General features: G+C 34.6%; 25 protein-coding genes and 1 tRNA gene. 3 read left to right on the top strand and 23 right to left on the bottom strand.

The features are described from left to right. Window positions 1–2 precede the first annotated feature (2 nt). From nuoL to AMQ68_RS23025, 16 genes are all read right to left on the bottom strand, one after another. Window positions 3–1916: an NADH-quinone oxidoreductase subunit L gene (gene nuoL, locus AMQ68_RS23095; RefSeq protein WP_054512966.1), complete on the bottom strand. Its 1914-nt coding sequence runs from the start codon at window positions 1914–1916 to the stop codon at window positions 3–5. Between the two features lie 2 nt (window positions 1917–1918). Further along, a complete protein-coding gene (gene nuoK / locus AMQ68_RS23090; RefSeq protein WP_054512965.1) occupies window positions 1919–2248 on the bottom strand; it encodes an NADH-quinone oxidoreductase subunit NuoK in 330 nt (109 codons plus the stop codon). Between the two features lie 4 nt (window positions 2249–2252). Then, on the bottom strand, window positions 2253–2750 hold the full coding sequence (locus tag AMQ68_RS23085) for an NADH-quinone oxidoreductase subunit J (RefSeq protein ID WP_054512964.1): 498 nt from the start codon (window positions 2748–2750) through the stop codon (window positions 2253–2255). Further along, complete coding sequence (locus tag AMQ68_RS23080; RefSeq protein WP_054512963.1) at window positions 2750–3307, bottom strand: NADH-quinone oxidoreductase subunit I; 558 nt, start codon at window positions 3305–3307, stop codon at window positions 2750–2752. Before AMQ68_RS23080 ends, AMQ68_RS23085 begins: the two co-directional genes overlap by 1 nt. Window positions 3308–3369: 62 nt before the next feature. After that, a complete protein-coding gene (gene nuoH, locus AMQ68_RS23075; RefSeq protein ID WP_054512962.1) occupies window positions 3370–4434 on the bottom strand; it encodes an NADH-quinone oxidoreductase subunit NuoH in 1065 nt (354 codons plus the stop codon). Between the two features lie 79 nt (window positions 4435–4513). Then, a complete protein-coding gene (locus AMQ68_RS23070) occupies window positions 4514–5512 on the bottom strand; it encodes a 2Fe-2S iron-sulfur cluster-binding protein (protein WP_054512961.1) in 999 nt (332 codons plus the stop codon). 41 nt (window positions 5513–5553) lie between these two features. Then, on the bottom strand, window positions 5554–6438 hold the full coding sequence (locus AMQ68_RS23065; protein WP_123905772.1) for a hypothetical protein: 885 nt from the start codon (window positions 6436–6438) through the stop codon (window positions 5554–5556). Between the two features lie 5 nt (window positions 6439–6443). Continuing rightward, on the bottom strand, window positions 6444–7802 hold the full coding sequence (gene nuoF / locus AMQ68_RS23060) for an NADH-quinone oxidoreductase subunit NuoF (protein ID WP_054512960.1): 1359 nt from the start codon (window positions 7800–7802) through the stop codon (window positions 6444–6446). 77 nt (window positions 7803–7879) lie between these two features. Continuing rightward, entirely contained in the window at window positions 7880–8389 is a 510-nt protein-coding gene (gene nuoE, locus AMQ68_RS23055; RefSeq protein ID WP_054512959.1) for an NAD(P)H-dependent oxidoreductase subunit E, read from the bottom strand. A gap of 121 nt (window positions 8390–8510) precedes the next feature. Beyond that, window positions 8511–9734, bottom strand: a complete 1224-nt coding sequence (locus AMQ68_RS23050; RefSeq protein WP_054512958.1) for an NADH-quinone oxidoreductase subunit D — start codon at window positions 9732–9734, stop codon at window positions 8511–8513. Window positions 9735–9796: 62 nt separating this feature from the next. After that, window positions 9797–10291 (bottom strand): NADH-quinone oxidoreductase subunit C, encoded by a 495-nt coding sequence (locus AMQ68_RS23045; protein ID WP_054512957.1) that lies wholly within the window; start codon window positions 10289–10291, stop codon window positions 9797–9799. A gap of 5 nt (window positions 10292–10296) precedes the next feature. Further along, window positions 10297–10857 carry an NADH-quinone oxidoreductase subunit B gene (locus AMQ68_RS23040; RefSeq protein WP_054512956.1) on the bottom strand — a complete coding sequence of 187 codons (561 nt, stop codon included), beginning with the start codon at window positions 10855–10857 and terminating at the stop codon, window positions 10297–10299. Between the two features lie 23 nt (window positions 10858–10880). After that, window positions 10881–11252: an NADH-quinone oxidoreductase subunit A gene (locus AMQ68_RS23035; protein ID WP_054512955.1), complete on the bottom strand. Its 372-nt coding sequence runs from the start codon at window positions 11250–11252 to the stop codon at window positions 10881–10883. 115 nt (window positions 11253–11367) lie between these two features. Further along, entirely contained in the window at window positions 11368–12405 is a 1038-nt protein-coding gene (locus AMQ68_RS23030; protein ID WP_054512954.1) for a T9SS type A sorting domain-containing protein, read from the bottom strand. 71 nt (window positions 12406–12476) lie between these two features. Continuing rightward, complete coding sequence (locus AMQ68_RS25445) at window positions 12477–12653, bottom strand: hypothetical protein (RefSeq protein ID WP_185113415.1); 177 nt, start codon at window positions 12651–12653, stop codon at window positions 12477–12479. An 80-nt stretch (window positions 12654–12733) separates the two neighbouring features. Beyond that, the gene (locus AMQ68_RS23025; protein ID WP_054512953.1) at window positions 12734–13867 is read right to left on the bottom strand and encodes a hypothetical protein; all 1134 of its coding nucleotides are present in this window, start codon (window positions 13865–13867) and stop codon (window positions 12734–12736) included. 107 nt (window positions 13868–13974) lie between these two features. Here AMQ68_RS23025 and AMQ68_RS23020 point away from each other — a divergent pair, with 107 nt between their 5' ends. Beyond that, window positions 13975–14685: a zinc metallopeptidase gene (locus AMQ68_RS23020; RefSeq protein WP_185113414.1), complete on the top strand. Its 711-nt coding sequence runs from the start codon at window positions 13975–13977 to the stop codon at window positions 14683–14685. Here the strand turns inward: AMQ68_RS23020 and AMQ68_RS23015 are convergent. From AMQ68_RS23015 to rbfA, 7 genes are all read right to left on the bottom strand, one after another. Continuing rightward, on the bottom strand, window positions 14682–15287 hold the full coding sequence (locus tag AMQ68_RS23015; protein ID WP_054512952.1) for a YigZ family protein: 606 nt from the start codon (window positions 15285–15287) through the stop codon (window positions 14682–14684). The two genes, AMQ68_RS23020 and AMQ68_RS23015, sit on opposite strands and share 4 nt — an antisense overlap. 5 nt (window positions 15288–15292) lie before the next feature. Beyond that, window positions 15293–16312 (bottom strand): bifunctional diaminohydroxyphosphoribosylaminopyrimidine deaminase/5-amino-6-(5-phosphoribosylamino)uracil reductase RibD, encoded by a 1020-nt coding sequence (gene ribD / locus AMQ68_RS23010; RefSeq protein WP_054512951.1) that lies wholly within the window; start codon window positions 16310–16312, stop codon window positions 15293–15295. Window positions 16313–16373: 61 nt separating this feature from the next. Then, entirely contained in the window at window positions 16374–18179 is a 1806-nt protein-coding gene (locus AMQ68_RS23005) for a DUF349 domain-containing protein (RefSeq protein ID WP_054512950.1), read from the bottom strand. Between the two features lie 75 nt (window positions 18180–18254). Next, window positions 18255–18992: a shikimate dehydrogenase gene (locus AMQ68_RS23000; protein WP_054512949.1), complete on the bottom strand. Its 738-nt coding sequence runs from the start codon at window positions 18990–18992 to the stop codon at window positions 18255–18257. A 60-nt stretch (window positions 18993–19052) separates the two neighbouring features. Further along, a complete protein-coding gene (locus tag AMQ68_RS22995; RefSeq protein ID WP_054512948.1) occupies window positions 19053–20837 on the bottom strand; it encodes an endonuclease in 1785 nt (594 codons plus the stop codon). Between the two features lie 50 nt (window positions 20838–20887). After that, the gene (locus AMQ68_RS22990; RefSeq protein WP_054512947.1) at window positions 20888–22093 is read right to left on the bottom strand and encodes an ABC transporter permease; all 1206 of its coding nucleotides are present in this window, start codon (window positions 22091–22093) and stop codon (window positions 20888–20890) included. Window positions 22094–22096: 3 nt separating this feature from the next. Further along, window positions 22097–22456, bottom strand: coding sequence for a 30S ribosome-binding factor RbfA (gene rbfA / locus AMQ68_RS22985; RefSeq protein ID WP_054512946.1), 360 nt, complete (start codon window positions 22454–22456; stop codon window positions 22097–22099). 92 nt (window positions 22457–22548) lie between these two features. On the opposite strand from rbfA, the gene mce reads away from it, so the two are divergent. Both mce and AMQ68_RS22975 read left to right on the top strand, forming a co-directional pair. Beyond that, a complete protein-coding gene (gene mce / locus AMQ68_RS22980; RefSeq protein ID WP_054512945.1) occupies window positions 22549–22947 on the top strand; it encodes a methylmalonyl-CoA epimerase in 399 nt (132 codons plus the stop codon). 62 nt (window positions 22948–23009) lie between these two features. Beyond that, window positions 23010–23083 (top strand) — tRNA-Ile (locus AMQ68_RS22975). Window positions 23084–24276: the final 1193 nt, after the last annotated feature.

Below are 24276 nucleotides of genomic sequence, written 5' to 3'. Positions count from 1 at the left end.
TATTATTGTAGTATAAAGTTAACAATCAGTATAATTCCCACAGCTAAAGACATGATAAGTATATATGTCTCAACGTTTCCGTTTTGGATACGTTTCATAGATCTGCCGCTGTCTTCAGCGCCTTCGCCCACAAAGTCAACGAAACGATCTAGTATTCCCTTATCAAACATCTTTCCTCCACGTCCTAATCCTTCAACAGTTTTTACAATTAATGCATTGTAAAGTTCGTCTACATATAGTTTTTTAGCAGAAAGCTTTTCCCATCCGGTGTAGTTCTCTTCAGCAAGAGCCATTTTCTTCTTATTTACATAAGTATTTTTCACAATGAACCAAACAGCGAAGAACATTAATACTGTTGCTCCAAGAAGGATCATTTCAGTATTAAAAGGAACTCCTGAAAGGGTACTTTCCATTTGTTTGAAACTTTCCTCGGTAAGAACAGGTTTTAGCCATTCCATTAGTTTGGCATAATGACCGTGTCCGATGAAGTGAGGAAGGTTAATTAATCCACCTAATACAGAAAGAATAGCCAAGACGATCAATGGTAATGTCATGCTTGTCGGGCTTTCGTGTAAATGGTGTTTCTGATCTTCTGTACCTCTGAACTCTCCGTGGAAAGTCAGGTAATACAGTCTGAACATATACGTTGCAGTGATTGCCGCTAAAATGAATAACATTACCCAGTAAATAGGGTTTTTAGCATAAGCAGCCACTAAAATTTCGTCTTTAGAAATCATCCCTGATAATAAAGGGAATCCTGAAATTGCCAATGTTCCGATAAGGAAGGTAGCGTGAGTAATAGGAATGTACTTTTTAAGACCTCCCATGAAACGCATATCCTGTTCGTTGCTCATTGCGTGAATTACAGAACCTGCTCCTAAGAATAACAATGCTTTGAAGAAAGCGTGCGTCATTACGTGGAACATTGCTGTTGTATACGCTCCTAATCCTAAAGCAATGAACATGAATCCAAGTTGTGAAACTGTAGAATAGGCCAATACTTTTTTGATATCGTTTTGACGAAGAGCATAGAAACCGGCTAAAGCAGCGGTTAAGAATCCTATTAATAAGATTCCGTCCTGAACGGTTGGTGCTAACGTAAATAAGAAATTTGATCTTACCACTAAATAAATACCTGCCGTAACCATCGTTGCCGCATGAATCAATGCTGATACAGGAGTTGGTCCTGCCATCGCGTCCGGTAACCAAGTATATAAAGGGACCTGAGCCGATTTACCAGTTGCACCGATAAATAAACTCGCCGTAATAAAGATAATTACAGATCCATCTAATTCAAATTTCCCTGCGTTTTGAGCTACTGTAAGGTAATCTACTGCATTGGTTTGAGAAGCGATCATAAAGATACCGATCAATAATGCTAAGTCACCAATTCTGTTCATGATGAAAGCTTTTCTTGCTGCTTTACCATATTCTTCGTTGGTATACCAAAACCCAATCAATAAATAAGAACACAATCCTACACCTTCCCATCCGATGAATAAGATCAGGTAGTTGCTTCCCATTACTAATAATAACATTGAGAAGATAAATAGATTTAAATAAGTAAAAAACTTATAGAAACCTTTATCATGACTCATATATCCGATAGAGTACAGGTGAATCAAAGATCCGATTCCTGTGATAACCATAATCATCATTAATGATAATTGATCGATCTGGAAACCAAAATTGATCTGAATTCCATTTACTCTAAACCATTCAAAAGCTTTTACGATCACAGGCTGACTTTCAGAATCGAAATTCATGAAAAGGCTTACTGCGATACAGAAAGATCCGAAAACAGCAATCGTAGCCAAACTTCCAACAACTATTTTTGGAAGATTTTTCCCGAATAAACCGTTAATAAGAAAACCTAAAAGTGGTAAAAGTACTATTGCATACACTAAATTTTCCATTCTTATCCTCTTAATTTATTAAATATACTTACATCCACAGAACGGGTATTTCTATATAGCATAGCAATAATTGCCAAACCTACTGCTACTTCCGCAGCAGCCACCACCATAATGAAGAAAACTAAAAGTTGTCCGTCGCCATTCCCTTTGTAGGCTGAAAATGCAGCTAATAAAAGGTTTGTAGAATTCAGCATAAGCTCAACACAACCCAAAATAACAATAGCGTTTTTTCTCAACAATACTCCCAATACTCCCAAACAGAACAATACTGAAGAAAGAATTATGAAATAATCTAGAGGGACGCTTTGTATAAATGTATTTACTTCTCCCATAATTTTATAAATCTTTTTTACCGATTAATACCGCACCTACAATACCTGCTAAAATAAGAATCGAGGCAAGCTCAAACGGCAAAACATATTCGTTAAACAAAAGTCTACCCAGATTTTTAGTAAGACCAACCCCTTTGTCTACATTATCTGCAACAATGTGTTTGTCTTGTACTCCTCTGAATACGCCTAAAACTCCAATTAATAAAAGACCTGCTGTAAAAACTCCAATAAATTTTAAAGTATTGCTCTTCTTACTTTCGTCTTCTTTATTAAGGTTAAGCATCATCAGTATATAAAGGAATAATACCATGATTGCTCCGGCATATACTATAATCTGAATAATTGCTAAGAACTGTGCATTCAAAAGAATGTACATTCCTGCAATGGAAAACATCGTGACAATTAATGACAAAATAGCATATAAAGGATTTCTTGCAAATACAAAATACACTGCACTAGCCACTGCTAAAAACGCCACCAAGAAAAATAAAAACTGATCCATTATTTTACCGCATTTTTTTGTTTCTCGGATTGTCTTGTAGTGATATCAATCCTTTCATTTATTTTTTCGACTAACTTTTCCTTTCCGTAGATGAAAGAACCTCTGTTGGTTTCCACGTCTACCAATCTGTCTGTAAGATAGATTGCAGATTTCGGACAAGCTTCTTCACACATACCGCAGAAAATACATCTTAGCATATTGATTTCATATACTGAGGCATATTTCTCTTCTCTGTAAAGGCCTTTTTCTTCTTTCGTTCTTTCAGCCGCAGTCATTGTAATTGCTTCTGCAGGGCATGCTACCGCACAAAGTCCACAAGCTGTACATCTTTCTCTGCCTTCCTCGTCTCTTTTCAAAACGTGCTGACCTCTCCAGATAGTCGTTCTTGGCTTCTGTACTTCAGGATACGAATAAACTGCAGGAGCACCTTTCATAACGGTTCTTACAGCATGCTTAAATGTAATCCCCATACCTTTGAAAATCGCCGGGAGGTAGATTTTCTCAGCAAGGGTCATTTCTTTGTTAGAAACAACTTTTGATCTGTTAGTAAGTTTCATTTATTTTATTTTTTTTAGGCCGAATTTTTATTCAGCGTTAAAAATATATTCTTATCTATTTCTTAGTTTGCAAATGCTAAAATTACAGCACCTGTAATAATTAAGTTCACCAAAGCCATTGGAATTAATGTTTTCCAACCTAGGTGCATTAATTGGTCATATCTAAATCTTGGAAGGGTCCATCTGATCCACATAAAGATCAAGATTCCGATAATTGTTTTCGCTAAAAATGCTACAACACTCAAGATTCCTGCAGTGTTCTCACCCCAGTGCTGAGTTACCCACTCAATTCCAGGATAGTTATACCCTCCGAAGAAAAGAACAACCATAAAAGCATTTGAAATAAACATGTTCACATATTCACCGAACATGTATAATCCTAATTTCATTGATGAGTATTCTGTAGAATATCCTGTTACCAATTCAGATTCACATTCCGGTAAATCGAAAGGGTGTCTGTTGGTTTCTGCCAAAGCAGCTACGAAGAATACAAGGAAGGCAATTGGTTGGTAGAAAATATTCCAGTTCATCCCGGAAACCCAAGGAATCACTCCCCAAAGTTTTCCTGTAGTCTGGCTTTCTGTAATTACTTTTAAATCTAAACTTCCTGTCATCATAATGATAGAAAGTAAAGCCAATCCCATTGCCAATTCATAAGAAATCATCTGAGACGAAGCACGGATGGCACCTAATAATGAATATTTGTTATTAGAAGCCCAACCTCCGATCATGATTCCGTAAACACCAATAGAAGCCATTCCGATGATAAAAAGTACACCAACATCAATGTTAGCCACCTGTAGATCAAAAGAAGTACCTCCAATATTTAAACTTTTACCCCAAGGAATAACGGCTCCTGTGATTAATGAAATAAACATTACCAAAGCCGGTCCTAATACAAATAGGAATCTCTCTGCATTGGCAGGCGTAAAGTCTTCTTTGAAGAAAAACTTTCCACCATCTGCAAGAGGCTGTAGTAATCCGAAAGGTCCGGCTCTGTTGGGACCAATTCTGTCTTGCATAATAGAAGCAACTTTTCTTTCTGCCCAAGTAGAGTAGGCTGCTATCGTTAATGATAACAAGAAAAGCGCAAGTACAAGTATAAGTTTAAATGTAAGTAAATCCATTTTTATTTTTATAGATGTTAGATATTAGAAGTTAGAAATTAGATTCAATCTGTTTCTGAAATCTGTAATCTTATTAAAATTATTTTTCGTCTTTTTCACTGATTTCCTTAGCCATTGGATTGTCTAAAACTCTTAGCTCATCTTTAGGCTTTTCATAGTGATTCAATGAAATAACAGAATGTCTGTCGATATGTCTAGGACCTTCAATATTCCAATCTGAAAGTTCTTTTCTTTCGAAACGGCAGGTATCACAGATGAATTCTTCAACTTCTCCCCACTGATCTTTTCTGGCAGTAACTCTTACAATCTCGTCACCTTTCATCCAAACAACAGCTTTTCCTGAACATTTACCACATTTACAAGTAGCATTCATTGGTTTTGTAAACCAAACTCTGCTTGCAAAACGAGAAGTTCTGTCTGTTAATGCTCCAACAGGACACACATCGATAATGTTTCCGATGTAGTCGTTATCTAAAGCTTTATTTAAATAGGTAGAAATTTCTGCGTGATCTCCTCTGAAAAGAATTCCGTGCTCTCTAGTCTCTGTTAATTGGTTTGCCGTCAATACGCATCTTGCGCAAAGAATACAACGGTTCATATTCAACTTGATATTCGGACCAAGATCGTCTGCTTCGTAGGTATTTCTTTCAAACTCAGTTCTTGTCTGAAGATTTCCGTGCTCATACCCAAGATCCTGAAGATGACATTCACCAGCCTGATCACATACAGGACAGTCTAGTGGGTGATTTACTAATAAAAATTCGGTAACCGCCTTTCTTCCTTCCTGAGCTTTTTCAGAAGAAAGATTTTTAACTTCCATACCATCCATTACGTTAGTTCTGCAACTCGCAACTAATTTTGGCATAGGGCGAGGATCTGCTTCCGATCCTTTCGAAACTTCTACTAAGCAAGTTCTACATCTTCCTCCACTGGTTTCCAATTTGCTGTAATAGCACATTGCAGGAGGTACAGATTTTCCACCGATTTGTCTTGCTGCTTCAAGAATAGAAGTACCAGGCAAAACTTCGGTAGTTTGTCCGTCTATAGTTATTGTGAATTTTTTAACTTCTTCGCTCATATCATATGCTTTAAGCTTTCTGCATTAAGCAATAGGCTTTGTTATTTATTTTTCTTCGTATTAAATGTATATCCGATTCCTGCCAGAACTTGTCCGAAAACAAAATCCTGTTGTGCTTTATCAGGTTTGTTATTTAAGGTGGTTTTAATATCCCACATATTAATATAACCGGCTTTTGCTTCTACTCTGATCATCCAGTTTTTCCAGAAAACTAAGTTTAAACTGGATCTGATATCGGTTCCCATACCTGCAACGTGAAAACGGTCACTTCTTTCATTACCAAAAAGTTTTACATTACTTTTCGGAAACATAAACCCGATTCCGGCTCCATAAGACCATACTAAATCTATATTTTTCTTATGAATAAGGTTTTTGTATTTCTCAAGACCTAAATTTTCATAATTTAATCCGTCTGTATGCTCGAAGGTAAGGAAATTTTCATCTGCTAAATTCACCTGTCCGTTTTCTACCATTCCTGCATATTTAGGATCCGAAATATGACCTTTGAAATCTACTGTCTGGTTCTGATCCATCACATATTTCATATGATCTATCCCAAGTACCAATGCTAAATTATCTTTAATAAAATATCCTAGTCTGAAATTATACTGCGTTACGGTAAACCAACTTGGATCAATATAAACGATTCCAAATTTTGTAGGTCTGTCCTGCGCTGATACATTATTCAGTTGAAAATCGTAACCGTTTCCTTGAAAATGGATATCCGAATTACTGTAAGCAGCTCTGTTCCATCCATAGAAAAGGAAAAACTGACCTTTTTTGCTTAATGGTAAAGGCTTCTCCTTCTTTTCAACTTTATTCAAAGGAGCTACCTCCAGTTTATATTCTTTCTCTAATGTATCTTTTTTAACCTGCGCAAAAGCAAGCCCCGACATCATTAATCCAACAACTAATAACTTCTTCATTTTAACTAAGCATTTTTTTCAACAGCAGGAATTGGATCTGCGTAATTTGCCAGTCCGTAATTTTGTGTCTGAGACAATTCCGGATTTTTCACGTGCCATTCAAACTCGTCTCTAAAGTGACGAATTGCTGCTGCTACAGGCCAAGCTGCTGCATCACCTAAAGGACAAATGGTATTTCCTTCGATTTTTCTCTGGATATCCCAAAGTAGATCGATATCTTCCATTTTTCCTTCTCCTTTCTCAATTTTCTTTAAGATTTTATGCATCCATCCCGTTCCTTCACGGCAAGGTGTACATTGTCCACAACTTTCGTGGTGATAAAATCTCGCCAACGTCATGGTATGTTCTACGATACACTGGTCTTCATCTAAAACAATGAAACCTCCTGAACCCATCATTGTTCCGGTAGCAAATCCACCGTCAGCTAATGATTCGTAGTTCATGTATCTTGGTTCTCCGTTTACGGTTCTTAATAATAGATTAGCCGGAACAATTGGCACTGAACTACCTCCCGGAATACAAGCTTTTAGCTTTTTACCGTTCGCAATACCACCACAATATTCATCAGAGTAAATGAATTCTTCAACCGTAATGGTCATGTCGATTTCATAAACTCCTGGCTTATTAATATTTCCACAAGCAGAAATTAATTTTGTACCTGTAGATCTTCCAACTCCAATTTTAGCATATTCAGCTCCTGTAATATCAATGATAGGAACAATTGCTGCGATAGATTCAACGTTATTTACTACCGTTGGTCTTTCCCAAAGTCCTTTTACGGCAGGGAATGGTGGTTTTAGTCTTGGGTTTCCTCTTTTACCTTCAAGAGATTCAAGCAATGCTGTTTCTTCACCACAGATATAAGCTCCACCACCTCTTTGAACATAAATTTCACAATCGAAACCAGTTCCTAAGATGTTTTTACCTAAAAATCCTGCAGCTTTAGCTTCTTCAATAGCTTCTTCTAAGATATCCGGAATCCAAGAATATTCTCCACGGATGTAGATATAAGAAACATTTGAACCTAAAACAAAAGATGAGATCAACATTCCTTCTATCAATAAATGAGGAAGATATTCCATCAAATATCTGTCTTTGAACGTTCCCGGTTCAGATTCATCAGCATTTACTACCAAGTGTCTTGGTACGCCTTCCGGTTTTGCCAAAAAGCTCCACTTCATTCCTGTTGGGAATCCTGCTCCACCACGTCCACGAAGGCCGGAAGCTTTTACTTCTTCCAAGATTTCCTCGGGTGTCATTTTCAAGGCTTTTTCAGCTGCAGTGTAACCTCCCTGTTTACGGTAGGTTTCAAAGTAGCGAATACCTTCTATATGTGCGTCCTTAAGTAAAAGTTTTTTACTCATTTTTATATGCTTTTAGCGAGTGGCTCCTAGTTTTTGGCTATTTGCTTTGCGCCTTTTTTAATTAATTTAAAATTTATTTAGCCCAAATCAACCTGTCCTTCTCTGCAAAGATCTAGGATTTCGTCAACTTTTTCTATCGTTAAATTTTCATGAAAGAATTTCCCTAACTGCAACATGGGCGCATATCCACAAGCCCCAAGGCATTCAGCCGGCTTTAATGTGAACATACCGTCTTCAGTAGTTTCTCCATCCTTAATATTCAGTTTAGTTCTGATATGGTCTAGGATTTTTTCGCTTCCGCAAACCATACAAGGTCCCGTTCTGCAAACTTCCAAGACATATTTACCAACCGGTTTCATATTGAACATGGTATAAAAAGTAGCTACTTCATATACTTCAATTGGCTTAATACTTAATAATTCAGCAACATAATCCATCACAGGAACGTCTAACCATCCTCCGAATTCTTTCTGTGCTATGTGTAGAACAGGAAGAAGAGCAGATTTTTGTCTACCTTCAGGATATCTCGCCATAATTTTATGTACCTGTGCTAAACTTTCCGGTTTAAAAGCTATTGTTTCGCTCATTTTTTATCTCTAATTAAAGACTAAAGAACCAAGGAAATATTCTAAAGTTCAATATTCTAAATTCGTTTTATATAAGGTGATGAAAGTCTTTTTTTCTTTCATCTTTTTTCTAATATCTAAATTATGCGTCTAGTTCTCCCGCAATAATATTCATACTACACATTGTTACAATCGCATCAGAGATTACAGAACCTGTAATCATCTCAGGATAGGCTTGGTAGTAGATAAAACATGGTCTTCTGAAGTGTAGTCTGTAAGGACTTCTTCCACCATCACTCACTAGATAGAAACCTAATTCTCCGTTTCCACCTTCTACCGCATGATAAATTTCTCCTTTAGGAACATCAGTTTCTCCCATTACAATTTTGAAATGGTAAATTAACGCTTCCATTTTGCTGTAAACATCAGCTTTTTCTGGTAAATAGAAATCTGGAACATCCGCGTGGAATGGTCCTTCAGGAAGGTTATCGTATGCTTGATTGATTATTTTAAGGGATTCCCAGATTTCCTGCTGACGAACCATGAAACGGTCGTACGTGTCACCAGAAGTTCCTACCGGAATAATAAAGTCGAAATCTTCGTAAGAAGAATAAGGTTGTGCAACTCTTACATCATAATCTACACCTGCTGCACGTAAATTAGGACCTGTAAAACCATAGCTTAATGCTCTTTCTGCAGAAATTGCTCCTGCACCAATGGTTCTGTCCATAAAGATTCGGTTTCTTTCTAATAATTGACCGAATTCTGCAAATCTTGCAGGGAACGTTTTTAAGAAATCTTTCAGTAACTCATGGAATTTTGGAGTGAAATCTCTTTCAAAACCTCCGATTCTTCCCATATTTGTTGTCATTCTTGCTCCACAAATCTGCTCATACATATCATAAATACGTTCTCTTTCGATAAACATATACGTAAGACCTGTAATTGCTCCTGCATCCATTCCGGTTACCCCATTACAAATAAGGTGGTCACCGATTCTTGCTAATTCCATTAAAATTACACGCATGTAGTCTACACGCTTAGGAACTTCAACACCAATTAGCTTCTCAACTGTCATATGCCAACCTAAATTGTTGATTGGTGCAGAACAGTAATTCATACGGTCGGTAAGGGTAGTGATCTGAGAATAATTTCTTTTTTCAGAAATCTTTTCAAATGCTCTGTGGATATATCCCACGGTCTGCTCTGCGTGAAGGATTCTTTCTCCATCCATCGTTAAGATATTCTGGAAAATCCCGTGAGTAGCAGGGTGAGTAGGTCCTAAATTAAGGGTGTATAATTGACCATCAATTTGCTCCTTACTGTCGTACTGGTTTAGTATATTAGATAATGAGTTATCTTTCATAATATTTGCTTTTAGCTATTTGCTTTTGGCTATTGGCTAAGTGCCATTCGCCAGAAGCTATATTATCTTCCGAACATGCTATCGTTCTTGTCTGTTCTTGTGCCATCTTCAAGACGATATTCTTTCAACATAGGGTGGTATCCAAGATCTTCCATATTTAAAATAGCTCTAAGATCAGGGTGTCCTTTAAATTTAATTCCGTAGAAATCAAAAGTTTCTCTTTCCATCCAGTTAGCTCCGGCGTATAATTCTACAAGAGAATCAACTTCGATATTTTCTCTGGACATAAAAATTTTCAAACGGATTCTGAAATTGGCCATCATATTATGTAAATGATATACAACACCTATTTCTTTCTCTGGAAATTCTGGGTAATGGATTCCACAAATATCTGTAAGGAAATTAAACTCCAACGATGAATCTCTAAGATAGTGAATGATCTTCTTGATATCCTCTTTTTTCACTTCAACCGTTAGCATTCCGTAAGGTTCTGAACTTGAGATTACAGATTCCGGAAATTCTCTTGTGATTGCTTCTAATACAAATTCGTTCGTCATTTCCGTTAGTTGCTTATGTTGTAAGAATCTAATAATTTCTGATATTCAGGCATATCTCTTCTTCTGATGCTTTCGCTTTCTGCTAAAGCCTGAACCTGCATTACACCTTCAATAATCTGCTCCGGTCTTGGTGGGCATCCTGGCACATAAACGTCAACCGGGATGATTTTATCAATTCCCTGTAAAACAGAGTACGTGTCAAAAATACCACCGCTTGAAGCACAAGCTCCAACAGCAACTACCCATTTTGGCTCAGCCATCTGAGTGTATACTTCTTTTAGGACAGGTCCTAATTTTTTAGATATCGTTCCACAAACCATCAACATATCTGCCTGTCTTGGTGAGAAAGAGTTTCTTTCCATCCCAAATCTTGAAGCATCATAAGTAGGGTTCAATGTAGCCATAAACTCGATACCACAACAAGACGTTGCAAATGGTAAAGGCCAAAGAGAGAACTTTCTAGCCATCCCGATTACACTGCTCAGTTTCGTTGCGAAAAAGCCTTCTCCTTCAAATCCTTCGGGAGCAGGTGCATCTGTTCTTATTACTGGTTTTTGATCTGACATAATTTCTTCTTCTTAAGTTTTATTTATTTATCCCAATCTAATGCGCCACGCTTCCAAACGTAGAAAAATGCTACGAAGAAAATTGCTACAAATGTAAGTACAGCAAAGAATCCTTCAAATCCGAATTCTCTGAAGTTAACAGCATACGGGTAAAAAAATACGATTTCAATATCGAATAATACGAATAATACCGCAGTCAAGAAATACTTGATAGAAAACGGCGTTCTGGCATTTCCTTCTACAGGAACTCCACATTCCCAGCTCTGGTTTTTAACAGAATTTCCTTTTTTCTGTTGTGGACCTAGAAAATGCGCTCCAAGTAATGAAACTGCTACGAAAGCAACCGCAACACCGGCTTGGATAAGGATTGGAATATAACTTTCAGGTAAATTCATTTTTACATTATTATCTCAATTTGCAAATTTAGCGAATAAAGAATAAAGCATGAAATTAATAACCTTAAAAGTGGAATTAAAATCAGGAAAACTGGTAATTTAGAATCAATAAAAATTAGCTAGCTATAATTATTTTTTTTGTGTACGTTTCCCCATTTTTTGTACTTACCGTTAATAAGTATGTTCCATTTGTTACCCCTGAAACATCTAGGCTTTCAATAGTATTTTGATTTGAAAAATCTTTTATAATTCTTCCCGAATTGTCAAACAGGCGGACTTGGGTTATTTCTCTTCTATTAATATTAGTTTTACAGATAATATTAGTGTTTGAAGGGCTAATTACATTAAAATAGAAATTTATTACTGTGTTTTCCTGAACATTTAGGGTAGCTAGAGGTGTACAAGTTGAATTTGTTGAAGTGGAGTTATAAATTGATGCTGCTCCATTTATGCTACCATTAAAAGTTCCGATGGGTCCGCTTACTATCTTATTTTCCATATCAACTTCATAGAATGTTGAATTCGGATAAGTGGCGCTAACAATATATACTTTTGAGTGAATTCCGTAATCTATAGAAAAAGCTGCATATGCATCGGGTATAGAAAGGCTCATAAATTGACAGCTTTGTGATGGATTCATCATATTTATCTCGAGTATCCCTGTGTTAGTTGTCAAAAAAAGGTGATTATTGTAAAAGAATAAATCGCCCGCAGGAGATTGAGTGATTGGTAAATCACCCATTACTGTGAAAGTACCAGAAGAGATATCGTATCGATACATTTTGCTGTATCCGAATCCTGCAGCATATATGTAATTTCCTGAGTCTGCGGTTAGAGAATTTATAAAACCAATAGTAGTAAAATCACCTAAAAACTCACAACTTGAATCGCTACTTTTTTTTCTGTATAATAATCCGGTGGTCGTTACATAATAAAGATTATTGGAGCTATCAATGGCTATATCTGAATATGTTTCACCTATATAAACTGTTGGTGGGCAAAAAGGAACATTTGTTGCGGTTAGGGTTGTAATGTCAAGTTTTGATACGGCATTTAAATATTGATTATATGAATTAACATAAAATTCCTGAGAATATAACTTTAATGAAAATAAAAAAAGTATTAAAGTTATTTTTACAATAAATGGTTTCATAGAGAATTATTAGTTTGAGACAAAGACAAATAACTAGTCTATCCAAGAAGAAGTAATTTCATATTATCAGATTATTTCTTCATTTTTTTAAGGAGAGTATAGGCCATAAACGAAATATAAGCAAAAAGAATACTTGCATATAAAATGTTCACAACGGTATTTGTTCTATCGTCTTGTGATTGCAAAAACAAATTATAAGCGATAAAACCTGCAATTAAAATCGCAAAAACAATAAGATGTGGCTTCATTATTTGGTAGTAAGGTTTGAGAGTTTTACGGATGAAGTTATTGAATGTGTTGGGAATAGGCTAAGATTACTCATTACCAATTACTCATTACTTATATTCAAAGAATATGTTCTTCTTCTTTTGTGATTTACAGGATTGTAATCTTGCCAAAGAACTTGTACGCTCTTATTTTCTTCTAATTCTGGGTTTGTTTCTGCAAAATCAATTCCCATACTTGTAAATCGAACAAATATTTCTTTGAAAATAATAGCGGTTACGCCACGTCTCTGGTATTCAGGGTGGATTCCGATAAGGTAGAAATTAGCTCTGTCGTTTTTCTTACTGGCTTGTAAAAAATGCCACCATCCGAATGGAAATAATTTACCTTTAGATTTTTGCAAAGCTTTTGAATATGAAGGCATTGTGATTGCGAAAGAAACCAATTCCTGATTTTCATCAACCACACAAATTACATAGTTTTTATCAATAAATGGGAAATATTTTTCTCTGTAGGTCTGGATTTGTTCATCAGAAATCGGAGTATATGTAGAAAGATGTTTATAAGTTTCATCTAATAATTTAAACATGGGTTCTACATATGGTAAAATCTCTTCTTTTGACTTGAAATGAAGGACTTTAAGCTTGTATTTCTGAGCAATTAAACCACTGAATTTTTCTACTTTTGCAGGTAAAATTTTAGGGAAATTCATTTCAAATTCTACCCATTCTTTTTCTTTTGTCAGTCCAAGTTCTTCAAGATGTTTAGGGTAATATTCGTGATTGTAGATTCCAATCATGGTGGCTAATTTATCAAAGCCCATCGTTAGCATTCCCGCCTTGTCAAGGTTAGTGAAACCCATAGGGCCCTCAATTTTGTCGATGTTATGTTCCTTAGCGTAGTCTATTGCTTTTTGAATCAAAGCTGCCGAAACTTCCTTGTCGTCAATAAAATCTATCCATCCAAAACGGACTTTTTTTACCCCTAATTCTTTCTCTTCCTTATGGTTAATGATAACCGCAATTCTTCCTACTACTTTGTTGTCTTTTGTTGCCAAGAATTGTTTAGACTCTGAATAGTTTAAAGCCGGATTTTCTTTAGCATCCCAAATTTTAAATTCATCTTTAATAAAAGAAGGAACATAATAAGGGTTGTTTTTATATAAATCCATCGGAAACCTTACAAATTGTTTTAATTCATTTTGGGTTTTTACTTCAATAATTGCAACTGTAGACATAGTTTAATAGGGCTAATTGTAGGACAAATATAAATAAATAAAATGTAATACTTTGGCACAGTTTTTACATCTTAAAGCTTAAAAATACACATAAAAATCTAATAAAAATGATTGGTTATTATATTATTATTGGTATTTCAATGTTGGTAAGCTGGTATGTTTCATCAAAATTGAAATCCAAGTTTGCTTATTATTCGAATGTACATCTTAGAAATGGACTTTCAGGAAAAGAAGTTGCAGAGAAAATGTTGAGAGATAATGGAATTAATGATGTTCAGGTGATTTCTGTTCCTGGTCAATTGACAGATCATTACAATCCTGCAGATAAAACAGTTAATCTTTCGGAAGGTGTTTACATGCAACGAAATGCGGCTGCGGCGGCTGTTGCAGCTCACGAATGTGGGCATGCTGTGCAACATGCAGTGGGGTATTCGATGCTTCAATTGCGTTCAAAATTGGTTCCGATTGTTAATATAAGTTCTAATTTAATGCAGTTTGTTCTTATTGCCGGTATTGGTATTATGGCTGCAACGAGATCTATAGACAATCCTAACGGAAATACGGCTGTTTTAGCGATTGGTGTTTTAATGTTTGCCTTTACGACTCTTTTTGCTTTTGTAACACTTCCTGTGGAATATGATGCGAGCAACAGAGCTATGAAATGGCTTAAAGATACTGGAACTGTGACTTCTGATGAATATGTTGGTGTTCAGGATAGCTTAAAATGGGCTGCAAGAACATATGTTGTCGCTGCTATCGGTTCATTTGTACAACTTCTTTACTGGGGATCTTTATTGCTTGGAGGAAGAAGAAATTAATCTATAAATTCAAAAGAAATATTCTGCATTTCTGACAATTTGTCAGAAATGTTTTCTTTTTGTGCTATTTTTAATGATGCGGTGAGAATACAGTTTTCATTGGCGTCAAAATTTAAAACCTTAGCATCAAATTTAGATAACAAAGTGAAGATTATATTTTGTTGATTAAAATTGAACTCAATTTCTATTTGAGTTTCTAATTCTTTGGTGATAATATGAGCTTCTTCCAAGGTTATTTTTGCACATTCTTTATAGGCTTTTACTAAACCTGAAACCCCTAATTTGGTTCCACCATAATAACGAACTGATATCACTAGAACATTTGTGATTTCATGAGCTAATAACTGATTGTAAATAGGTAATCCTGCACTTCCTGATGGTTCACCGTCATCATTTGCTCTGTAATTTTCTCCATTTATACCCATTCTGAAGGCATAACAATGATGCGTTGCTTTTGGATGTTCAGATCTTATTTTTTCTAAAGCAGCTTTCAGTTCAACTTCATTATTTACAGGAAAGGCAAACCCTATGAACTTGCTTCCTTTTTCTTTTAATAAAGTATTTTCTATGGGTTTTTCTATGGTTTTGTATTCGAACGTCATTCCCCTTATTTCTTATAAAATTGTATTGAATTATCTCTAAATTCTTCTATTTTGTTAGACTTTAAATCAAATTCAGGAGCTTTTGTTCCATTCTCCAGTTTCAAATTTTCATTTTTAATAACAATAGCTTCATCCCAAAGATTGGCATCAATGAACTGCTGTAAAGTAAAACTTCCACCTTCGATAATAACAGATTGAATGTGTTCTTTGTACAAAGCTTTCATTAAATCTGACAAGAAATTCTCTTTTTTAATTTTAATAAAATGAATATTATTTTCTGTTCCTTCTTTTATTGAATTGAAAACTAATGTTTTTGCTTCCTCATTATATATTTTGAAATCTTTCGGAACCTTTAAATCGAAATCAATTAAAATTCGTACAAGATTTACCCCTTCAACATTTCTCACGGTCAAGCTTGGATTATCATTCAAAGCAGTTTGCGTTCCAACTAAGATAGCATGCTCGTCGGCTCTTAATTGATGAACGAATTGATTGACCAATGAATTTGAAATAGAGTAGGGCTTGAAGTCTTTATCCATAAATCCGTCTCCAGATTCTGCCCATTTTAAAATAATATAAGGTCTTTGCTTTTCGTGATAAGTGAAAAATCTTTTGTTAAGCTCAATGCATTCGTTTTCTAATACTCCTGAAATCACTTCTATTCCGGCATCCTGAATAATCTTTTTGCCTTTTCCATTCACTTTATCATGCGAGTCCATTGCTCCAATCACTACTTTTTTAAAACCAAGCTCTTTAATTTTTAAAGAGCAAGGCGGAGTTTTCCCATAATGAGCACAAGGTTCAAGGGAAACATAGATAGTAGATTCAGGAATAAGATCTTTATTTTTCACTGAATGTATAGCGTTGATTTCTGCATGGTTTTCTCCGGCCTTATGATGATAGCCTTCACCAATAATTTCTCCATTATGAACGATTACGCTTCCTACCAAAGGATTTGGGTAGGTTTTGCCCAATGCTTTTTGAGCTAATTCGATACATCTTTTTATATATAATTCGTCCTGCATAGTAATGAAAAAGGCGAAGACAAATTTCTTTGCTCCGCCTTTTTTTAGATTTTTAAATTATTTATTCTCCAGCGATAATTTTGTGGAGATTTTGTTTTAAAGATTCCAAATGAGCTTTCTTTTCATCAATCATAATGAAAGTGTCTTTCAACATTGGGTTTTCTCTTGAAGGCTTGTTGAAGAACGCTAAATTATTTTCTAATTTTACGATTTCAGCTTCAAGATCAGATATTTGGCTCTTTATTTTTCTTGCTTTGTCTGTTAATTGAATTTCTGATAAACCTTCTTCTTTAAGTTCAAGCTCATTGATCTTATTCAGTTTCAATTTCTCTCTCAACGTTTTGTTGAACTCAGAATTAATAGCAATTTTATCTCTAGGAACTTTTCCAATATTGTTCCATGCAGATTTTATAGCTTCAATTCTTTCAACACTTCCTTCTTCGTCTGAAACTGTTTTTAGATCTTCAAGAATTTCTTTTTTCTGTTTGTAATTTTCTTTCCAGTTATCGGTAGAAGCATTGCTTTTTTCTCTGTAATTATTGAAGAAAGTATTACATGCATCACGGAATTCGTCCCAAATTTTATTGGTCATGCTTTTTGGAACGTGGCCAATTTTTTTCCAGTCTTCCTGTAGTTTTTTGAACAATGGAACAGTGATATCCCACTCTTCATTGTTCATATTGTCTTTCGCAGTTTGGATCAATTGTAATTTTTCATCCAAATTAGTCTGCTGAGATCCTTTTAAAGACTTATAGTAATTGTTTTTAGTTGTATTAAAAGCTCTCAATGTTGTCTTGAAATCATTCCAATTTTGATTGGATAATTTTCTTGGAACACTTCCTGTTTTTAAAAACTCTGAGCGTAGATCTTCAACTCTTTTAATTGAATTTTGCCAATAGCTGTGATTTGGAGTGTCAGAAGGCTCAGAAAGTTTTTTAATTTCTGTAATGATCTGATTTTTCTTTTCCAAATTTGCATTTTGCTCAGATTCTATGGCTGCAGAAAGTTCAGATTTTCTTTCATGAATTTTATTGGAAATTTCTTTGAACTCTTCCCAAGTTTTTTCACGGAATTCTTCTGCTACAGGCTCAGCTTCTTCTTTCCAAAGTTTATGCAGATATTGTAATTCATTTAATGCTTTCTGAATTACAGGTTCGTTCTGTAATTCTTTTGCACGAGCAATGATGTGTTGTCTTTTTTCAAGGTTGTGGCTGTATTCCTGCTCCAAAAATTCTTTATTCAAATCCAACATTTGATAAAACTGATTCAAATGATGAAAGTAATTATTATTAAGAATTTTGAATTCAGACTTAGCAACCTGTCCTGCATGAGACCATTCTTCTTTTATATCACGAATAGACTTGAAAAGATTAGTTCCCGGTTCAGAATTGGTATATAGATTTTTAAGTCTTTCAATAATACTTTGACGGTGATCCAGATTTTTTTTCTGTTCTTCCTCTTGTCCTTTTTGGAAGTCATCGTGCTTTTCTCTGAAGATATTAACTAACGCAGAAAATTTAGCCTGTAAAGGGTGCTCGTAACTAAAGTTTTCCGGAGCATTTCCTCCATCAGCATATTCGTGCTTTTTGTCTTCCACTTCGTCGTGGATAAAATGACTTGCTTTTTCTTTTAATAGATTGAATTTTCTAAAATCTTCACCCGCATTAGGCGTGTTGATGATTTTTTCCATTTCTTTCAAAGCATCACTTAGGGTAATGTCAGTATCTGCATGCTCTTCGTGATGTTCTGCTTCATCTTCATGTGTGTTTTCTTCCGCAGGTACAGTGTTTTCTGATGTTTCTTCTTGAGATACTTCGTTAGAAATTGTATTTTCTTCGTTTTCAGAAAGATTATTTTCTGTTGTCATAGCAAATCTTATTATGTGAATGGAGTTAATATCCTCTAAAAATAGGCTAAAAGCCAATTAGAGTACTAATTTATGTTATTTTTTTTGAAAATTCCAAATTTCCCAAGCTTTTTCTGCTTGCTGTTCAAGCATGTAATATCCGTTCACGGTTTTAGCCCCTTTTTCTGAAGCCTTAATAATGAATTGAGTGTAGTTTGGATTGTAAATTAAATCTATAATTAAATGATCTTTTGACAGCCCTTCAAAAGGGAAATCTAAGCAGTCTTCCACATTAGGGAAAGTGCCTACGGGAGTGCACTGTACAATGATTTTATGATTTTGAACAGTCTCCTTATCTAAGTTTTCGAAATTTATTTCAGAATTTCTTGAAATGATTTTTGAGGAAATCCCGTGCTTATCGAGGGCATATTTTACTGCTTTTGCAGCACCGCCATTTCCTAAAATTAAAGCAGAGTCCTGATGTGCTTTTTTATGAAGCAGTAAGGTTTTTTCAAAGCCAACAGCGTCGGTATTGTATCCTATTTTTTTTCCATCTTGAACTAAGACACAGTTTACAGCGCCAATTTTTTCTGCTTCATCACTTAACTCATCCAAATAATCAATGATTTTTTCTTTGTAAGGGATCGTTACGTTGAAACCTAAAAGATCAGGGGTGGAAAACAAGCCTTCAACTTCATCAATTTCTTTTAAATCGAAAATGCTATACGAATAGCCTTTAAGCATGAGCTTTTGAAATTTATCTTCGAAAAATTTTTTGGAAAAAGAATAAGAAATATTTCTTCCTATTAAGCCTAATTTTTTATTGAAATCCATCTATCAAAAATAAAAAAAAGACCGAATAAATCGGTCTTAGTTTAAAAATATTTTTTTGTGTTACTCTACAATGAATTTTGTTGTAGCAACATCCGTTTTAAGAATGTAATTTCCTTTTATAAATCCTTGAAGGTTAATTTTATTTGAATTTTTAAAAGGATTAGCAATCACTTGAATTAATTTTCCTGAAAGATCATAAATCTCAGCCTTAGAAATTTTACTTAAGTTTTCACCTTTTACAAAAAGTTCGTTATTCTTAACCGGGTTAGGGTAGATACTGAATGCTTTCTGTTTTGTAGTTTCAACTGTTCCTAATGTACTGCTGCAAGTCCAAGAAAGGTCATCTAAAGCTACTCTATTTGAAGTAGAAGAATTGGTAAGTTTAATCACAATATTTCCACTTACATTAATGTTGCTGATAGTTGTTGTCGTTACTGTTGAACTATAAGGAATTGTTCCTACATTAACATCGTTGATAAGAACATTAAAACTACCACTGCTTCCTCCAAATTTTAATTGAGTTGTTAAAGTTAAATTTTGAATACCTCCTGAAATGGTAGAACTTGTAAGATTACCATTTCTGATTGTAATTGCTTTTCCTGAAATTGTTTGATCAGTTCTTGCATCTGTCGCAGTCCAAGTAATATTATTATTTGTCCATATTTGTGTTTCATATCCTGAACCTGTAGAAGGAATTGTTTCAAAATCTTCAGTTCCACAGGCTGTATTCCCTCCAGATTGCCCTGGAAGAGTAGTTTCAGTTGCGATATTACTTTGAGGAGAAGGATTTCCTGCTGCATCTTTAGCGATAATATAAAAACTATAAGCTGTAGACGATGCTAAATTAGCAACAGTGGTTGAAGTTAGGGTACCAGATACAGTTGCTTTTAACGCTCCATTTGCATAAATATCATAAGATGTTACTCCAATATTATCTGTAGCAGCTGTCCAGCTTAGAGCAATTGAATTTGAAGTCGGATTGTTTGCTGCTAAGTTTGTTGCAGCAGTTGGAGCCTGAGTATCTACAACAACAGTTCCCCAGATCTGATCAACATATTCCGGATGATCAATGTATGGATTTCTGTTTCCTTGGTATACATAAGAAGCATTATTTCTTATTACTTCTGCCTGAGATACCGGATCTGCGGCATTCCAAGCTAACAACTGATTAAGTTCCCATGACTGAAGTCCGGGAAAAGTAGATCCTCCAAGCATGTTTCCAGAACTAAAGCCTGCAAGTTGAGATTCGTATCTTGTTACAAAATAAAGGATCATCCTTGCGATATCTCCTTTGAATGCATCAATAGGTTCAAATACAATCCCTGAATATCCAGGTGATACGGAACCTCCTAATTTAGATCCATTTAATGAGGTAAAAGAGGCAGATCCTACTTTACCATAAGGGTAGTTAGATCTCATCCCATTCACTTTACCGTCAGTTGCACGAATAAAGTTGATATCAGATTTCATAGGTAATGCTTCATTGAATAAGCTCTGAGGGACAACGTGCTCTCTGTTGTAGCAATTTCCTTCACTGCTGTAACTCCCGCATTGGTTTGTTCCATAATTAAAATTATATGGATCAGGACCTGTAGGGTTTTCAGAGTAAATGTCTAGGATTGTTCCATCATTTTCGTAAGTTCTATCAATGTCGGTTGTTTGATAGCCAGTCCATAAACCATTATAGCCGTGATCTTGATGACCATTTGTGATGATTTCTTTTAGTTTCGTTTTCAGTGCTGGTCCGCTAAGTCCGGCAGCTGCATTGTAATATCCCGCAGGGATTTGAGCAAATGCACTCATAAATGCAAAACTCAATAAAAAAGAGAATAAAGTACGTTTCATTTATAAAAAATTGGGACGTAAAGGTACCTAAAAATTAAAAATAGTGATTATTAATTTTTAGTAATATACTCTTTACTGATTTTTGAGAATACCCAAGAAATAATGAAACCGAATAGGGAAGCAGTAATGGCTACTGTAAAATAATTTTTCCCAACTATTCTTACGGGGAAAGGAAGCGTTTCATTGGCTTTGAAAAATTCTGTATAAAGCTGGAAATAGCAAAGTGCTGTGCCCAGAATTAATCCGGAGATAATACCTAAAATAACAATAAGACCTCCTGTATAGAAATAAATTCTTCTTAAGTGACTTAAAGGGAATCCTAATGAAATTAAAGATTTAGCTTGTTCCTTTTTGTCAAGTTGTAAAATAATGATGGCTCCTGCCAAATTGAAGGTTGTGATGAAAATTACTAATGCAAAAATCAGATAGATAAATAACTTTTCAGTATTGATCATCTTCCAGAAGGCTGCATTTTCTTCTTCTTTGGTCTTAATTTCAATATTTTTCCCAAGAGAAGAAAGGAGCTTTTGTTTTACGGCATCTGTATTATCAGGATTTTTTAATTTAATGACGATCTGATACGCAGAGTTTTTAGGCAAACTAAGTAATTCCTCCGTGAGTTCTATGGGAGAAATGATGTAATTGTCTAATTGATCTTTTCCCGGAAATACTCCGGTTACCAGGATGTCTTTTTTATTGTAAATATCTTCTTCTTTGTTAATGATACCGGTTCCCGGCTTAGGCATGAACAAGGTTGCATAATTACTTGAAGAAGCTACAGGAATAGATAATCTGTTGTCTAAAGAGTTTTCCATTAATACTTCATTCGAATAATCGAAACTTGGATAAGATCCGTAAAAAACGTCTTTATCAATAGGGTTTACCTTGGTATAGGCAGAGTCAACACCTCTTAAATAGGCAATATCTCCTTTTCCGTTATAGCTGATGTAAATTTTTTCCTCAATAACTTTTGAAAAACTACTAATCTCTTTGTCTTTCTTTAAAATTTCGTCAATGTTATTAAGGTTCTTAATCGTTTTGCCGCTACTGCTTTTGATCGTTAAATCTGCATGAAGGTTGGAAATAAGATCTTTATTAAGATCTTCAAGTCCTGAGAAAACAGAAATAATTACAAACATTGCAGTTACAGCAACTGTCATTGCTCCTACTGCCAGCCACGTAATAAACGTAACGGCAGTACTCCCTTTTTTTGATAAAAGGTAGCGTGAAGCTATGTAAAATGCAATGTTTTTCAAAATTTATAAAACGGGATTGTCTCCTTCGCCTCTTAATTCTTTTTCAAGTTTCTCAACATCATCAAGGGCTGTGTCTAAATAGAAACTAAGCTGCGGAATAATTCGCACCTGCTTACCCATTTTCTGACCAATAAAATTTCTGTACTGAGTTTTGTTTTCCTCAATTTCCTTCATGATAGAAGTTCTGAATTCCTGAGGGAATATGCTTAAATAAATTTTGGCAATACTCAAATCCGGAGTTATTTTAACATCCGAAACGGATACTAAAAAACTTTGCTTGCTTTCTGCAGCTTGTTTTCGGAAAAGTTCTGCGAAATCTTCCTGTATAATCTGTGCTACTTTTCTTTGTCTGTTACTTTCCATAAGTTGTGCAAATTTAGTACTTTTGTTTGAATTGCTATTTGAAATTTGATACCATTATCAAATTTACCACTTAATTATATTTATTTTTATTTATGAAGCTAGAACATATTGGTATTGCCGTGAAATCTTTGGGCGTTTCTGATGAACTGTTTACGAAACTATTAGGTAAGGAATCTTACAAAAAAGAATCTGTAGAAAGGGAAGGTGTAGTGACTTCTTTTTATGAAACCGGAGAAAGTAAAATTGAGCTTTTGGAAGCCAGTAATCCTGAAAGTCCAATCTCAAAATTTATTGATAAGAAGGGGGAAGGTATCCATCATTTGGCTTTTGGCGTTGAAAATATCATTGAAGAGATAAAAAGATTAAAAAAAGAAGGGTTTCAATTTATATCGGAAGAACCTAAAGAAGGTGCTGATAATAAATTGGTTGTGTTCCTACACCCTAAATCCACCAATGGCGTGTTGGTAGAACTTTGTCAAGAAAAGCATTAAAAAGTTTTGTAGTAACGGAAATTTTACTATTTTTGCAATCACAAAATTTAACCAAATTTTGAGGTCCTATAGCTCAGTTGGTTAGAGCACCTGACTCATAATCAGGTGGTCCCTGGTTCGAGCCCAGGTGGGACCACAGCGATGAAGAATAAGATTTCTTCTAAATTTATTAAAGCCCCTATTTTAGGGGCTTTTTTGTTTTAATACACATATTTTAATTCGTCATGTTTCCCCATAGTTTCCCAAAAAAAGGGTACCTTTTTTATCCCTGTTAATTTTCTTGTCAAAAGTGAGGTGAAGGTCTTTGGTGGAGTGGATTTGGAATAGAATCATATGGGAATTACCAGCTAGGTAATTATGATAAAATATGGCAAGGAATAATAATGAAAGGAGGAATGAAATTGCCTGCTGTACGACAAACAAAAGCTTATAGAAAATTTATAAAATGGTTAGACTAAATTATATTGTATGTGTAATTATATAATTCAGAATAGTATCTTCTTAATCATCATTTTCCTTTATATGTATGTGATGTTAGATTTTAGATTTAGGAAGGAAGATTTTGATTTTAAAAGATATGCCAAAAAAAGGAAAAAACAATCCATATTATCATGGTTTATGGATGTAAATGGTTGGCAGGCTGCAATCTCTGCCTTGATATTTACAATAGTCTATTTTTTTATTAAGCGTGGAGTTTTGACTGATATTTTGAGTGTCTTTAAAATTCATATTTGTTAATCATTTTTAACTAGAAAGATTGTTAATCTTCTATTAAGAAATTTATTTCCAAATTGAAAATACCTTTAGTTGATAAGAGTTTTGCTCTTTGACCAGAATAAAAACAAATCCGTCTCATTTTTGGGACGGATTATTTTATAAAGTATTTACAAAGAGAATTCAAATAAAAAATATTATTCCAGATTTCGCCTTTCCTGGTTCCTTTTATACCAAATAATACATAATACCATTGACATTTAGCAACACTTTTTTCTTCCAAAAATCAATGGAAGTTTCCCTGTTGATGTTGCAATTTTGTTTTAAAAATAAAAACAAAATCTCTATTTTATATTTCAATTGTGCTTTTGTTGGTGTCTTCTTGTAAAGAGAATGACAAAAGCAATCAACTTAATCAAATTTCACATTCTATAATAGTAAAAGAATTATTATTGGAATATTCATAAAGCATTCTTCTAAAAACTGAAAAAACATTTTACTTCGGGAGGGCTGTGATACCATTTCTATTGAAAGGCTTAAAAATTAGAATTCATTATTTGTTAGGTTTTTAAATTAAAAATATTTAAAATATTTAACTTTGTAATTTCCAAGACT

Source organism: Chryseobacterium sp. ERMR1:04 (assembly GCF_001297705.1).
GTDB lineage: Bacteria > Bacteroidota > Bacteroidia > Flavobacteriales > Weeksellaceae > Chryseobacterium.
Note: the sequence above shows the minus strand (reverse complement) of the source record. Positions and strands in the feature narration are given on the sequence as shown.